The organism is Aquirufa esocilacus (assembly GCF_042715595.1).
Taxonomy (GTDB): Bacteria; Bacteroidota; Bacteroidia; order Cytophagales; family Spirosomataceae; genus Aquirufa; species Aquirufa esocilacus.
In genome coordinates this window covers 218,281-234,467 of the sequence record NZ_JBBKXX010000003.1, presented here as the reverse complement: position 1 = coordinate 234,467, position 16,187 = coordinate 218,281, and the positions used below count along the sequence as shown (strand labels likewise).

The following is a 16,187-nucleotide window of genomic DNA, read 5'->3' as shown; positions in this document are numbered from 1 at the left end:
TGTATCAATTTTGGTATTTCGTGTTACAATCCTTGTATTATGAGATTGATCTCTCTTTAAATATTATATAAAGTGCTGATAATAAAGTACTTAAAAATTGTTACAGAACTGTAAGTATTTGAAAGAATTCTAATATCCTACCCTAAAGTATTGCTCTAATTTTGATTCATTAAAAACGTAACAAGTTTGTAATGAATCAAAATATTAAAATATTTTTCTGGTCGCTCTCAGCTTCTTTGGGCGGTTTTCTTTTTGGCTTCGATACGGCAGTAATTTCTGGTGTTGAACAAACACTTCAAAAACTTTGGGAACTCAATTCCTTAGAACACGGAGTGACCGTTTCCATTGCTTTAATAGGTACTGTTGTAGGCTCTCTAATTGGTGGTATTCTTGCCGATAAATTTGGCAGAAAAAAATCGCTTTTCATTATCGGCATTCTTTATTTGCTTTCTTCTTTAGGTACCGCTTATGCTTTCGATTGGTCGGTATTTTTAATATTCAGATTTATGGGCGGTCTAGGAGTTGGTGTTTCATCGGTCGTTGCTCCCTTGTATATATCCGAAATCGCTCCAGCTCACAAGCGCGGACGTTTGGTAGCGATGTTTCAGTTCAATATCGTTTTAGGGATTTTAATGGCCTACCTATCAAATTACTTTTTATCTGGTATAAGTGAAAATGAGTGGCGTTGGATGTTAGGAGTGCAAGCCTTCCCTTCGCTTATTTTTACCATTACGGTTATGTTAATTCCTGAAAGCCCACGCTGGTTGATACTTCAAAGAGGAGATGTTTCCACCGCACGAACTATTCTTCATTCTATTGACAAAGATGCTGCTGAGAAGATCATCGTCTCAATCCAGAAAAATACCACTAAAGCGAAAGTAGTTTTGTTCCAAAAAGCCTATAATCGGCCAATCTTGTTAGCAGTGTTATTTGCGGTATTTAACCAAGTTTCTGGTATCAATGCCATTATATATTTCGCTCCTCGCATTTTTGAAATGGGAGGTATTGGTAAAGATTCGGCTTTATTGTCTTCGGCGGGAATTGGGCTAATGAACCTCATTTCTACATTGTTAGGTATTTCGATGATTGATCATTTTGGACGCCGAACCTTAATGAAGGTAGGCTCCGTCGGACTTATTCTTACACTTATTTTGGTTTCTCAGGCATTATTTAGCCAACAAATGAGTTTAAATGTTCCTTTTTATCTTTTCGCGTATATCTCTTTCTTTGGTTTCTCTCAAGGAGCAGTTATTTGGGTGTTTATCTCGGAAATATTTCCTAATGAAGTCCGAGCTAATGGACAAGCCTTAGGCAGTTTTACACATTGGCTAATGGCGAGTTTCATCACTTTTACCTTCCCTTATTTTGCTGAAACCTTTGGGGGTGGGATCGTCTTTGCCTTTTTTGCTTCTATGATGGTTTTACAATTGCTTTTTGTATGGAAACTCATGCCTGAAACTAAAGGAAAATCACTTGAAAACATGGATAACATAATAATTACGCACTAGAAATATGCAGATTCATAAAAACAAGATCATTTGCTTTGGCGAAATGCTTTGGGATATGCTTCCTACAGGAAAAATGCCTGGTGGAGCCCCCATGAATGTTGCTATTCAATTGAAAAATATGGGTAATAATGCTGTAATCATTAGTAGAGTGGGCACAGATGATTTAGGGAATGAGTTGCTCAGATTTATAAAAGATAATGGGCTATCAACGCAATTTATCCAACACGGACAAACGCACCTAACTGGTGTTGTGAAAGTGAATATTGAAGATAAAAATAATGTTAGCTACAAAATTGTCAAACCCGTAGCTTGGGATTATATCGGAGTAGAAAATGATGCATTGGAAGCAGTTAAACATTCGGATTGTTTCGTCTTTGGAAGTCTTTCAGCCAGGTCAGAGGAAACCTTTAATACACTTAAAATACTCTTGGAGGTGGCAAAGTTTAAAGTGTTGGACATTAATTTACGCCCACCTTATTACAACAAAGAAACTATCACGTTTTTACTGAAAAAAGCAGATTTTCTGAAACTTAATCACCTTGAATTAGATGAAATATCAGGCTGGTTTTGTACCAAAGGGACAATTCAAGAAAACCTAAATCATTTGTCCGAATTATTTAACATCGATACGATTTGTGTAACACAGGGTGAAGATGGAGCAATGCTTTTACATCAAAAGGAGTTTTTCCACAGTTCGGGATTTGTGGTTGATGTAGTGGATACAATTGGCAGCGGTGATTCTTTTTTAGCCTCCTTTATCTCAAATTTCTTAAAAAACGTCGCCCTAGAAAATGCCCTGATTGAAGCATGTGCAGTGGGAGCATTTGTGGCCACCCACCATGGAGCTTCTCCTCTTATTTCCAAAGAACAAATTCAGCTTTTAATAAATAATCATTCAGTACGAGTTCCTTTTAGTAAAGTTTAATACATACAATTAAAACAATTCAAATTATGAAAAAAACCCTATTATCTTTTATTGTGATGTTTTTAACATTACAAGCGGCTTATGCCCAACGCCAGGTGACTGGCACGGTCCGAGGAGGCGACAATAATGTGCCTCTCATCGGTGCAAGTGTACTAGTGACTGGTACAAAAATTGGTGCAATCACCGATGTAAATGGCAAGTTTTCAGTTTCAGTTTCTGAAAGTGCTTCTACTATTCAAGTAAGTTTTAGTGGGTATGAAAAACAGGACGTATCCATTAAAGGAGTTAGCGATGTACAAATTACCTTAGCTTATGGAAAAGAATTGAGCGAAGTAGTAGTAGTTGGTTATACATCTCAAAGAAAACAAGACTTGACTGGATCAGTGGTGGTGGTTGATTTGAAACCCATCAAAAATATCAGCTCAGGTAACCCGATGCAATCTTTGCAGGGGCGTGTACCTGGTTTGTATATTGAAAAAGATGGTTCTCCTAATGGAAGTAACTCCCGAATTTTGATTCGTGGAGCCAATACTTTAGGAAATAACGACCCGCTTTATATCATAGATGGAATTCCAACTACTCGTCCTGAGGTGTTCCAAAACATGAATCCAGCCAATATCGAATCAGTTCAAGTATTGAAAGACGCTTCGGCGGAATCTATTTATGGAGCTAGAGCCTCGAATGGGGTTATAATCGTTACCACCAAAAATGGGGGTAATACAGACGGAAAAATTGAATTTCAATTCAACAGCAGTATTTCTGCGCAATCAGAAAAATCGATGCGTTTTAATATGTTGAACTCTTTGGATAAAGGTAAAGCCTTGTGGCAAGCCTCTGTCAATGATGGACAAGATCCCGCTGCTGGTTATGGTGATATATATTCCTTTGACTGGAATAATAATTTCCAAAGTCCAAAATTAAATGGCGTTTCCCTTAAACCTTATGTAGGTGGAGACGCTAATACACCAGCAGGTGATACCAATTGGCAAGATGTCATGTACAAAACAGGTATCGTGACAAAAAATGATTTTACTGCTTCTTATGGCAACAAAAATTCTTCGTTAGAAATCAATATTGGGCAATTGAAAAATACGGGGATGTTGCGTTATACGAACTACGACCGTTTGAGCGGAAGCATCAACGCCATGACGCGTGCATTCAATGATAAATTAAAGTTTGGTGTTAATCTTCGTGTCGCGAATTCAAATGAAACACTTACTGCAAGAGATTTGGGAGGTGCTTCAACTACTTTTTTAGCTGCTACGCTAGTCCCTACCATTCCTGTTTTTCAGAAAGACGGCAAAACCTATGCGGGTGCATCAGGCGGTGGCTATTCGGATAGAAATAACCCTTTGCACATGCAAGAACTTGCGAAATGGAACAATGCAAATCGTTTGAGTTCATTTGGAAATATTTTCGTAGAAATTCAGCCGATCAAAAATCTCTTTTTTAAATCGAATTTGGGCGTTGATAACGCGACATACTTAAATAAGGTGATAACGCCTACATTTTCGGAAGGTGCTTTTAACCGTACGACAAATAGCTTAGCTTTTGACCAAAATCATTACATCAGTACTACTTGGTCAAATACATTGCGTTATAATTGGGATTTGAATGCGAAGAATCAGTTCAAATTTTTAGTTGGTACTGAATATATCAAAACAGATTTGGATTTTCAATTCACGAAGAAAGAAGGATTTGCTCTTCAATCAGAAGATTATTTTACGCTAAATGCTGGAACAGGAAACACCACTGTTTCAGGAGGTTCTACAGGAAGTCGTTTATTCTCTCAATTTGCTCGTGTTGATTATAATTTTTCAGATAAATATTTAGCTGCGGTTACAATTCGTCGTGATGGTTCATCTCGTTTTGGTTCAGATAATCAATATGGAATTTTCCCTGCAGCCTCTTTAGGTTGGAGAATTGACCAAGAGAATTTCATGAAGAGTAATAAAATTTTCTCTGAACTCAAGGCAAGAGTCGGCGTAGGTCGTGTAGGTAATCAACAAATTGGTGATTTAGCTCGTTTTGGTTTATTTGATACAAGATACGGAACAACTCAGGCTCAATTAGTGGGTGGTTTTTGGGAACAATATATGAACATCGGTACAGCTTATTCTTTGTCAGGAGCTAATACCGGGACATTGCCTTCAGGATTCGTTCAAACACAAGCGGCCAATTCGGGATTAAAGTGGGAAACTACAGATGAAATTAACGTAGGTCTAGATTATGCTATTTTGAACAATAAAATTTTCGGATCATTTGATTATTTCACGCGTAATACTTCCGGCATTTTGATTACGCCACCAGTAGCGGCAACGCTTGGTGAGGGACAATCAAAAGCAGTTAATGGTGCATCAAAATCAAATAAAGGCTGGGAATTTGTATTAGGATACCGTGGATCAGTAGGAAATGATTTGAAATTCAATCTTGTTTCAAACTTTGCACATTTCAGAGATGAAATTACCGAATTGCCAGAAAATGTACGTCCAGCTTATGCAGGGAACTTGGTAAATACCATTATTGGACATTCACAATTTGATATTTTCGGTTACAAGACCAATGGACTTTTCCAATCGCAAGCTGAAGTAGATGCGGCTCCTAAACAAATAGGTGCTGGCCCAGGAAGAATTCGATATGTGGATATTAACGGAGATAATAGAATTGATGATTTGGACAGAACTTGGATTGGTACCACTTTACCAGCACTTGAATATGGATTACGATTGGATTTGACCTATAAAAAATTCGATGCCTCTATTTTCGGTTCAGGTGTAGCGGGTAGAGAAGGTTTTGATGTGTATACCGTTTTCAATAATTTAATGAGAAGTAGAGAAAATGTTGGTCCCGGTGTATTTAACGCATGGACACCCCAAAACACAAATACCAATGTGCCTGCTCTAACATTGAAGGATAACAATGGGGAAGGTCGTACATCTGACTATTTCATCGTCAATACTTCGTATTTCAAAATGCGAAACATACAAGTAGGTTATACCCTCACTCCTAAATCTGTATTTTCAAGAATTCGTTTTTATGGAATGGCTGAAAACCTATTTTGGTTAAAAAGCAAGAATTACTTGAGCCCAGATCCAGAGCGTATTGACCTTGACCCTGTGCCGATTCCAAAAACCTTCACTTTCGGAATTAACGCATCTTTTTAAAACTAAATCGAATTAATGAATGACCTCCAAGGGGGTAATAAAACTTAAATTTTTAAAAAAATGAAAAACATAATAGTTTCAACTATAATCGTTTCGAGCCTATTTTTATTCGGCTCCTGCCAGGATGAACTAAATTATACACCCACAGGTGTATTGTCTTCATCTGATTTGACCTCTCCAGCGGCCATTGATGGTTTGGTGACATCTGCTTATGCGGCCATTGGAAATGGTGATATGATTGGACCCATCTATAGTGACTGGGTATACGGAAGTGTTCGTTCTGACGATGCCTACAAAGGTGGGGGTGGTACGGGTGACGTTGGAGAAATAGATGCCCTAGAACACTATAATCTGACTACTCCCACGCTTGGTGCCTTTGTAACTCGTTCTTGGCAAAACCTTTTCAAGTCAATTTCTAGATGTAATGTCGCCCTTCGTGCCGTAAATACTCTAGATGAAGCCAAATATCCATCTAAAAAAATACGTTTAGCTGAATTGCGTTTTTTAAGAGGGCATAGCTACTTTGTTATGAAAAGATTGTACAAAAACATTCCTATTTTCGATGAAACTATTTCTGATGAAGAGATTCTAAAAGTTTCTAATACGATAAGTAATGATGAATCTTGGAATAAAATTGCGGCTGATTTTCAATTTGCTATTGATAATTTACCAACTACACAACAAGAGGTAGCTCGTGCAAATAAGTTAGCAGCTCAAGCTTATTTAGCCAAGGTGCGGTTGTACCAGGCTTATGAGCAAGATGCAACTCATAAAGTTGTAAATATCAATAAAACAAGATTGCAAGAGGTTGTTTCCCTTACACAAGCAGTTATTTCTTCCGGGAAATATAGATTAAGCTCGGACATTGCAGATAATTTCTTGCAGGAAACGGAGAATGGTCCAGAATCCATCTTTGCTATCCAATTTACTGTAAATGATGGAACGACCGCAGGACGTATGAGCTACGAAGATGGATTGAATTATCCGCATGGTGCTCCACAATATGGATGTTGTGGATTTCATGCAGCTAGTCAAAACTTAGTGAATGCACATACAACGGATATTGACGGTTTGCCAAATTTTGAAACATTCAATGAAAGCAATGCAAATCTAAATACTCAAACCGTTGATCCACGCCTTGACCACACCGTTGGAATCGATGGACACCCATATAAATATGATAATTCAAAACCTTTCAACAATAGTTGGGTACGTGATGCAGGTGTATATGGCAATTTTCATACCATGCGTTTTCAACAATTGGCCTCTAGTGGTTCATATTTCAAACTTGGACCATTTATGGGAACTGCAAAAAATTATGATATTCTACGCTTCGATGATGTCTTGTTAATGCAAGCCGAAGCTTACATTCAATTAGGACAACAAGAGAAAGCCTTAGACATCATTAATCAAATCAGAAATAGAGCAGCGGCAAGTACGGGAAGACTAAAAAAAGCAGACGGAACATTTGCTTCCAAGTATAATGTAAAGCCTTATTCATCTACAACCTGGACACAGAATTTTGCTTGGAAAGCATTAATGTGGGAGCGTAGAATTGAATTTGCTACAGAAGGCTCACGTTTTTTTGACTTAGTTCGTTGGGGTATTGCTGAACAAACTCTTAATGAATACATTTCAAAAGAGAAAGTTAGAAGACCGTATTTAGCTACAGCGAAATTTACAGCTGGAAGGGATGAATATCTACCAATTCCACAAGCGGAAATCACTTTTACGAATGGTTTATACAAGCAAAATCCAGGTTTCTAAAACATCTAACAATTTTAGTAGAGGTTAAGAATGATTCGAATGGTAGTAGTTTTTTACTACTACCATTTTTTTCTAATTCATCAATTATAAACTCAAAATCAATGCAAAAATTAGTCACTTTTTTGGCTGTTGTATGCCTGTTAAATGCTTGCATCCCATCTGCAACTTACCGTCCCGCTTACCATTACACTCCGGAGAAAAATTGGGTGAACGACCCCAATGGATTAGTCTATTTGGATGGAGAGTACCATCTTTTTTATCAGTATAATCCAGCGGGAGATAAATGGGGGCACATGAGTTGGGGGCATGCTGTGAGCAAAAACCTTAAAACTTGGGAAGAACTACCGCTTGCCATTCCTGAAACGATGAACGCGGATGGTTCAACTAACATGGTATTTTCAGGAGCGGCCGTTGTGGATAGTCTAAATACGTCGGGTTTTTTTGAGAAAGGTTTTACCAAAGGTATGGTGGCCATATATACTTCTCACTTAAATAAAAATGGAGAAGGTATGGCACAGAGTCAAAGTTTGGCTTATAGTTCTGACAAAGGAAGAACATGGAAATTCTATGATAAGAATCCTGTCTTAGCTATCGGTTTGAAGGATTTCAGAGACCCCAATGTGTTCATGCAGGAAGGAAAGTGGAAAATGATTGTTGCAAAACCACTGGAATTTATGGTGCAGATCTATGAATCTACAAATCTGAAAGAGTGGACATTATTGAGTGAGTTTGGCAAAATGGGTGATGTAGCAAAGATTTGGGAATGTCCATCTCTATTTAAGGTTCCTGTCGAAAATTCAGATAATTCAAAATGGGTAATGCTGGTTTCGAGCGCAGCGGAGGCCACAGAATTTACTGGGATGCAATATTTCGTAGGGGAATTTGATGGAAAATCATTCGTGTCAGACAAACAAGAAGGGGTTTTAAGATTGGATCGAGGGAAAGATTTTTATGCTGCAATCCCCTTTCAAAACCTCCCTTCAAAAGACAAAAATCCAATCATTATGGGTTGGGGTAGCAACTGGAGCTATGCAGGAGATATTCCTTCAGAAGGTAGGAGAGGGATGTTTTCTATGCCACGAAAATTATCTTTGGTCAAAGAAAATGGGCAATTTCGTTTAGTTCAAAAGCCAATCTATTCCAATCGTATCCACTCCAAAGAGTTAAAACTGAAAGCGAGTGAATTGACAAAACCGAAAACTTGGGAAATGAAAAATAATTCCTACAAACTAGGCTTAGTTATTGACTTAGGAAATTCCAATGGTTTTGCAATGGAATTGCTAAAAAATGAGGAAGAGAAATGTGTGCTAACTTATAATGCAATGACTCAAAAATTGTTTTTTGACAGAACCAAGTCTGGAAAAATTGACTTTAACAAAAATTTCACAAGTATCGAAACTATGCAGGCGGTTCCCCAAAATGGCGTCCTGAAACTGGATATTTTTGTAGATAATTCAATTGTTGAAGTATTCGCCAATGAAGGTGAAGCCGTATTGACTGATTTGGTTTTCCCCCAAAAAAATGGAGGGAAAATAATCCTTTCTTTGTTAAAAGATTAACAAGGCACCAAGTTTAATTTATTCCATTTGGTTTAATTATTCATTAATTGTTCCCAAATATTCGAATTATTAATTTTCGATTAAAAAGTAATAAAAAAGAATATTCAGGAAAGAATTATTCCCTGTTCGTACCTTAAAAAAATCTGTAGGTTGTTTTGAAATGGTAAATACGGTTCCTTTTTATTTTTTATATAAATGGTTGATCCCGCCTTATGAGGCTACTGGAACTATCATTTATTTTAAAAGGGTTGTCAAATTTTTGAGATCATTTTTATTACTTTAAGGCATTTAATTATGGAAACATTTGCTGCAATTAAACTTGGTCCTAAGCTAAATAAAATTGGTGTACCCAGAATGAAAGACGTGGGATAAAACCAAAAAGCAAACCCAAGCACCCAACATTGAAACCTCGTATTCATAAATCTGGAGATTCTAAAAAGTAGGTTAGGGTGGTGCTAAAACCGAAGCAGAACCACCTGATTTGATACAATTTCGATACAATTAGATTAACCAATATAATACCTACACTATTATATTTTGACGTTTTTGTCCGATTTGAGTTCAGTCAGATTTGTTTCATTCCCACCGTCCGGACCGCCAACTAAGAGAAAAGCTTCAAAGAAATTTGAGGCTTTTTTGTTTTCAGCCCAGCGCTATATTACTAACAGCCCCATCTCTCGCAATTCTTCTGCGATTTCTCCCTCCCAGAAGTTTTCGAAATCGCCTAAGCCGGTCTTTGAAAATGACGCTTCGAATTCAGCAAAGATTCCCGTTTTTTCAGAGCTCAAGGATAATTTGGGCAATGCATCCATCAACCAAGCACCTAGTTTTCCTGACACCTCTAATTCAACTTCTTCTTTCCCTAAACTGAATAATAGGTATTTTTTAGACTTTGTGGGAACTGGTCCGAGCCAACAAATTTTTGCGGTGGGTTTAGGGAACGATTCTGCCGTAGGTGCTAGAATGCGCTTAATATAATTTTTCGGTATTTCTGTACGCGGAATTTTGAATTCAAACCATTCCTGCAAAGGCATATCTAATCCAATTCCATGCATATAATTGAACAAGGATTTCTTTAGGCCCTCACTAAACAAGGCATGATCAGTTCCTGTAGGATCTGCGTGTTCTAAATCGTTATTCGCGAAGTGTCCTGGCTCGGGATTCAGTATTTGAATCTGATAGGTATCTGGATTAAGACCTACGGGACTATGCGCGGTTAACGCAAATTGATGCCAAAATCCCGAATGCATTACTCCGTTCTCTACCAGCTGTCGTACTACTTCTAGTGAATCCACTGTCTCTTGTGCGGTTTGGGTAGGGAATCCATACATCAAATAGGCGTGTACTAAAATACCGGCTTGTGTAAAATGATCCGCTACTTGGGCCACTTGGGCCACCGTTACGCCTTTATCAATTAATTCAAGTAAACGATCTGAGGCCACTTCCAACCCACCCGAAACAGCGATGCAGCCCGAGCGAACGAGTAATTGGCATAAATCTTTGGTAAAACTCTTCTCAAAACGGATATTCGTCCACCAAACAACGGTCAAATCTCTTCGGATAATTTCGAGCGCCACGTCGCGCATCAAGGCTGGTGGCGCGGCTTCATCCACAAAATGAAAACCATTGTTTCCCGTTTGTTGAATCATCGCCTCGATTCGGTCGACTAACATAGGGGCCGTCGTAGCCTCGTAATCTTTAATATAAGATAAAGAAATGTCGCAAAACGTACATTTGCCCCAATAGCAACCGTGCGCAAGGGTCAATTTATTCCATCTTCCATCGCTCCACAAGCGGTGCATCGGATTCGCGATTTCAATGACCGATAAGTAGTTGTCCAAAGGCAAATCGGTGTAATCCGGAATACCCACATCTTTCTGCTTCACGTCAGGATCTTTCGATCCATTCAGGTAGGTAACGGTTCCATCGATGCAACAAAATGTGCGTTTCAAATCCTTTAATTCGCGTGTGCCTTTTAAATGTTCTAGCAGATTCATCAAAGGCGTTTCCCCATCATCTAGCGTGATAAAGTCGACAAATTTAAACACGCGCGGCTCTTGTAAGGAACGTAATTCCGTATTCGCATAACCTCCACCAAAGGCTACTTTAATGGCAGGATGGTGTTTTTTAATCCACTGTCCACAACGCAAAGCACTATATAAATTACCTGGAAATGGCGCGGTGATGGCCACTAGATTGGGTTTCTCTTGCTGGATTTTGGCCTCCAAAGTTTTCACCAATAACTCATCAATATAGGTCAGCGGGGCACTCAACGCCTGGTTCAACTCGTGAAAACTCGAGGCAGATCTGCCCAGACGCTCAGCATAGCGACTAAACCCAAAATGCGGATCCACCGCATCAATAATTAAATCAGATATATCTTCTAAATAGAGCGTCGCTAAATGCCGAGCTTTATCGCGTACGCCCATGCTCCCAAATGCCCATTCTAAATCTGATACCTGCTGAAAACGAGATGCTTCCGGCAAATAGTTTTGCTCCGCAATGACGTGGGCCAGGGTGGGGTTTTTATCGTGTAAAAAGGAAATAACCGGGTCAATCGTTCGAATGTAGGACTGTTTCAGTCGAAGCATACGTTGCCCATTTTCATTCAGTTTTTTACCTGCACTTTCAATGTGTGCAAATAAGTTCTGTAGTCCGTTGGAAGAAAAAAGCAGGAGAATAACCTCCAGGCCTAAGTCAGCCTGATAAGCGGCAATACCTTTGGTATTCAAAAATCCTTTCAAATAAGCCGTAGCAGGGTAGGGCGTATTTAACTGGGTAAATGGAGGAGTAATGAAAAATACCTTCGGGTCTTTTGTGCTCATGCGCATCAAAAGTACTTGAAAAGCGCTAAAAAGAAAAGGAGCGCTACTATTTCAGCATCAAAGTTGATTATAAATGCGCGCTAATTCCGTTTTGATCTCCCTGAAAGTTAAATCCGCTTTAAGCTCTTGATTCAGTGCCGTATTGATACAATAAATGAGTGATTCTTTTCTATAGTAAAGTTCATTTTTCTGTAATGACTTTTCAATACTATCTGTTTTGGCTAGCAAGCAAACAAGTTGGTAATCAGTGTCAATTGAATCGGTTTTATTATTGGGGTGTGCTTTTGTATAATGTTGAGTGGCTGTCAGTTTGATTAAGTTTTCCAAATAGTGTGCTAGTTGTGGGGACTTACTTTTAGGGAAAATATGATGAACTTGTGTGGCTTCGCCATTCGCCCATTGATCGTTTACTTCCGATTCTGAATACATTTTTTTGATTTGAGTCATGGCCTTTTGTCCTAAATAGGCGTTGTATGCAGTATCAGGTAATACATTTTGTTCACTAACAGCGTTGGCTTCTTGCCTCGAAATCGTTTTAGTTTTGGATAAATCACGCCAATTTTTGCGATTATACATCAAGTCAGTGTAGTAAAACTCATTTTTAGACATCTTACCAAGAATCGATCCAGGCAAGTTGTTTTCACAAGCATAGACATTCAATAATTTCGGAAAAATTCGTCTCACTTCTAAGTCTCGATTAATCGCCGTGTTACCGATGATGAATTTGATAAAACGCTGTTGCAAGTCTTCAAAGTCATTTTTAGTCAAATTCCCCTTTTCATACTTATTTTTGTACTCTTCAAAGTGCTTTAAAAGCCCACTGTCTGACATTACTTTGACAAAGTATTTGTACAAAAATTGATAAGCGTTTCTGTCCTTTAAGGAAACGAATTCTAAAACAGCTAGATTGGCAATTTTAAAATAATTGGTCGTTCCACGTTTTTCAAGATCCAATACTCCCGCATAGGCTAACAATCTCAATGGTTGATGAATGAATTTATCGAATTCTCTTTTCGTTGTCGGATTTTTAGCAGAAGGCTTGTTGAAAATGGACTTGACATTTTTGACGAAATAGGAGGAGTCCCAAATATCTTGAACAACAAACTCTTTTTCCGGATCACTTTCGCGCAAATTCAAAACACAATCTGCCAAAATACATACCACATCCGGAGTGCATTTTTGGTCCATGAATCTAGCGTCACCAGTGATTCTTACATCGTAATTTTTGCTTTGTACTAAGTTGTCAATCATCGTGTTAAATTTTCAATAGGTTGTAAGATCGAAGTGGGAACAGGGCTACCGGGAAAAGGGTAATTACCGCCATCCGGTCTTCTATAGGTGGGTGGATATTTTTCTATTATTACTTTCGTTTCAATAAAGCCTATGGGATGCCAATAATCTACTTGGTCTCTAATAAACATGCCAAAAATGACTAAGTCATATTTAGAAAGAAGAGAAAATTGCCCTTTGTTAATTAATCGTCTGCCATAAAGTTCATCATCTTTGATAGTCTTATTTAAAATCTTAGTGGCATAATTTGCCGGAACGGTCTCTGATTTCACATCAATTCTTTTGCCATTTACTACAAAATCGAAATCATCGATAGTCAGATAATTTTCTCGGATGTTGTTCTTCCAATCTATCCCTAATGCATCACAACAGGCGAATTCGCCCAGAAAACCCAGTTCGTCCCTTTCTTGGTGTGTCAAATGACTTACTTGAAAATGGTGTTTGATAAAAGCGTCTCGCCTAGTAGATTCTAAGGTAGCTTGCTTGCGCATTTCATCAGATAGCTGGATTTTCAATTTACATCTTTTAGAAGTCCGAAGAAAAAAACAGAGTTATTATCAATATTTAAAGACCTGGTGCCATAATTTCGGGCGACCCGGTAAAACTTTTCAAATTCTTTCGACCCATAATAGGCCAAATCTTTTTCAGTCGGAAGTCTACTTCCATTCTTTAACGTTAATAAGGCCACCGAACCATCCACAATGGTATTCTGAGGAAGAAAGCTCGCTCTAGGATAATAGGTGAGGTTCGGGATCATAACGATACCCTCTTGGTTCAGAAATTTAGCGACAGCTAAATTTTCTGTGTCGTCTATATAGCAATCGTAATTTTCCAATTCCAACACTTGATTGCTGCCAATATTTCGAGATTTTAAAACCCTGATTCTGCCGCTCTCTTGGGTAATTTGTTTTGTGATCTGCCTGTCACGGAAACTTTGGAAAATATCAAACTTCATTTTGTTGCAGATTTGGTCAAATTCATCATTTCGATAGATCAACCAATAGGGGAATTCATTCGATAATAAATAGGATTTCCTTTTTTCTTCAACAGTTTCAGTAATGTAACTTTCAATTAAGATACTTTCAGATTGCTTTTTAGGCGCAGTTTCAAGTAAAAAACTAATCGTTTCAATTTTCACGCCTTTGAATCCTTTTTCGCCATAGTCACTAATCTTTAACAGGTTCTGCTCTGTTAACATCGTTCTAGTGATGTTAAATTCGGGTGAATTTATTAGACTTTTAGGGACGATGAGGGAAACAAATTTTCCCAATGAAAGGGCCTTTTCAATGAAAAATGAAAACAAGTTATTCGTCTCCGTATTTCTGAGATTCGATTTATACAAAGACAATAAGGCAGGATTGTTCGTCACCTTTCTATATGGCGGATTGCCCACCACAAGATCATATTTGACCGAGAATGCGTGAGTAAGAAAATCTGCGTGAATAAAATTGAACTTGAACTTTTGCGGTATTTTCAGTTTTTCAAGAATGTTTTTAAGTACAGCAATGGAGTTGCTGTCTAGGTCAACCAGGTCAAAAATGACTTCATCTTTGTCCTTGTATTTTTCAACGAGTAACGGAATGAAATTACCAATACCGACGGATGGTTCTAGAATTCGAATTTTCTTTTTTCCTTTCAGTGCTGGCAAGTCTTTAACCACGGAAAAGGCAATATCTTTACGGGTGAAATAAGCTGAATTTTCTTGGCGACTTGCATTCGCATATTCGGCAATTTGGAAAATATTTTCAAGCCCGTAATTTTTGAATTCAGCATTGATAAACGAAAGTAAGTTTCCCGTTTGGCTTAGTTCTTCTTTTTTGATTACGGCACTTATTTCAACGGCATTGATAAATTTTTGACTCAGTACTTCTTTTACTCTTTTAGCAATGTTGTTAAATACGCCGGTGGGTACCGCTTCCCCGATACAATGCCGGATATTTAATTCTTCCTTTTTTAAGAACGCTTTCTTCTCCAAAACACTTAAGCTGTTCAGGTTTTCCACAGGCTGATTTGTCCATTGAAAATCTGCCGGAATACTCATCATTAACATCAATTCGCGAATACTGAATACCCTGTTTTCTGCTGGATGAACAGTGTTTTGGCTAGCTAAAATATCATTTCTGGTGTGAATGCACGGACCCTCTTTGTCCCAATACCAACGTGCGTATTTATCCCCATTCTTACTTTCATTAACAACCATTTTCCCCTCCTTAATTTGATGAGGAATTCTTTTTTCATCGGTATTCTCAAAAGCAGATTGACCCTCTTTTAAAGTCTCAATCCAAGGAAGCATATGACTATTATACTCTCTAAATGAATGGAAAATGTCCGTTTCAGAAATTTCCCCCATCTCATTTAATTCTTCCAATCCAGTAAATAGCTTGCGCAAGGTTTGTGGATTTTGTTTAGCAGGGAATAGATCGTATGGACTGCAATGTTGTAAATCTTTACGCACGCCTATCACCAATGTTCTTGTTCTGCTGGAGTTAGCGCCGTAATCCTTGAAATTAACTACTTTGAAAAGGATATTGTAGTGCCCTCCTAAATTTAGTTTGATGGCTTCTTCTATGGGTTTTTCGAGCCCATCCGTGTCCGTACAAGTGGTTGTTAAAAATGCTCTTACATTTTCAAAAATGAAAAATTTAGGGTTTACTTCTTTTGTAATTTTGATGGACTCTACGACTAAGGAATTTCTAGATAATTCTTCGTTCTTCTTGTGATTTGCGACAGACATTCCTTGGCAAGGAGGCGTAGCTATAATCACATCCGGGGTGGAAATTTTGTGGAGTTTTTGCCACCTATTTATTTCAGCAAACAGTTTTTCCTTAATTTCAGTGGTTGAAATATCTCCATCTAAGTAGCCAGTTTCGTATTTGCATTTATGATTATACGCTTGAATCTTTAAGCGCTTGGATAAAATTTCGTTGGTAGCAATACACTCGAAACCATTTTGTTTAAAGCCAAAACACCCAATTCCTGCGCTACTGAATAAACTTATATAGGTAATGGGTTTCTTCATTTTTTAGAATTTCATTTCTGCTTTTTCTGCTTTTCAAATAATGACAAATTACCAAAAATCGCTTCATTGAGACAAGCGATTGTCACAAATATTAATGATAATTTTAGCTCCTGAAAAGCTTTCGTTGCCT

Annotated in this window: 9 protein-coding genes; 5 read left to right on the top strand and 4 right to left on the bottom strand. The window is 38.0% G+C overall.

The genetic code is table 11. From position 1 onward, the window contains the following. Nucleotides 1-191 precede the first annotated feature (191 nt). The 5 genes from SKC37_RS09605 to SKC37_RS09585 all read left to right on the top strand — a co-directional run bounded on the left by SKC37_RS09605 (nt 192) and on the right by SKC37_RS09585 (nt 8,923). Complete coding sequence (locus tag SKC37_RS09605) at nt 192-1,508, top strand: sugar porter family MFS transporter (protein WP_269007218.1); 1,317 nt, start codon at nt 192-194, stop codon at nt 1,506-1,508. A gap of 4 nt (nt 1,509-1,512) precedes the next feature. After that, nucleotides 1,513-2,433 carry a carbohydrate kinase family protein gene (locus SKC37_RS09600; RefSeq protein ID WP_377979256.1) on the top strand — a complete coding sequence of 307 codons (921 nt, stop codon included), beginning with the start codon at nt 1,513-1,515 and terminating at the stop codon, nt 2,431-2,433. 26 nt (nt 2,434-2,459) lie between these two features. Next, the gene (locus SKC37_RS09595; RefSeq protein ID WP_377981267.1) at nt 2,460-5,597 is read left to right on the top strand and encodes a SusC/RagA family TonB-linked outer membrane protein; all 3,138 of its coding nucleotides are present in this window, start codon (nt 2,460-2,462) and stop codon (nt 5,595-5,597) included. A 60-nt stretch (nt 5,598-5,657) separates the two neighbouring features. After that, the gene (locus SKC37_RS09590; RefSeq protein ID WP_269007215.1) at nt 5,658-7,364 is read left to right on the top strand and encodes a RagB/SusD family nutrient uptake outer membrane protein; all 1,707 of its coding nucleotides are present in this window, start codon (nt 5,658-5,660) and stop codon (nt 7,362-7,364) included. Between the two features lie 101 nt (nt 7,365-7,465). After that, entirely contained in the window at nt 7,466-8,923 is a 1,458-nt protein-coding gene (locus SKC37_RS09585; RefSeq protein WP_269007214.1) for a glycoside hydrolase family 32 protein, read from the top strand. 653 nt (nt 8,924-9,576) lie between these two features. On the opposite strand, the gene SKC37_RS09580 is transcribed toward SKC37_RS09585, so the two are convergent. Genes SKC37_RS09580 through SKC37_RS09565 form a run of 4 tightly spaced genes read right to left on the bottom strand, consistent with a single transcriptional unit; the run spans nt 9,577 to nt 16,057 of the window. After that, a complete protein-coding gene (locus SKC37_RS09580) occupies nt 9,577-11,754 on the bottom strand; it encodes a B12-binding domain-containing radical SAM protein (protein WP_377981266.1) in 2,178 nt (725 codons plus the stop codon). A gap of 51 nt (nt 11,755-11,805) precedes the next feature. Then, nucleotides 11,806-12,999 carry a hypothetical protein gene (locus tag SKC37_RS09575; RefSeq protein ID WP_377981265.1) on the bottom strand — a complete coding sequence of 398 codons (1,194 nt, stop codon included), beginning with the start codon at nt 12,997-12,999 and terminating at the stop codon, nt 11,806-11,808. Further along, on the bottom strand, nt 12,996-13,529 hold the full coding sequence (locus SKC37_RS09570) for a hypothetical protein (protein ID WP_377981264.1): 534 nt from the start codon (nt 13,527-13,529) through the stop codon (nt 12,996-12,998). Before SKC37_RS09570 ends, SKC37_RS09575 begins: the two co-directional genes overlap by 4 nt. Nucleotides 13,530-13,549: 20 nt before the next feature. Further along, a complete protein-coding gene (locus SKC37_RS09565; protein WP_377981263.1) occupies nt 13,550-16,057 on the bottom strand; it encodes a DNA cytosine methyltransferase in 2,508 nt (835 codons plus the stop codon). Nucleotides 16,058-16,187: the final 130 nt, after the last annotated feature.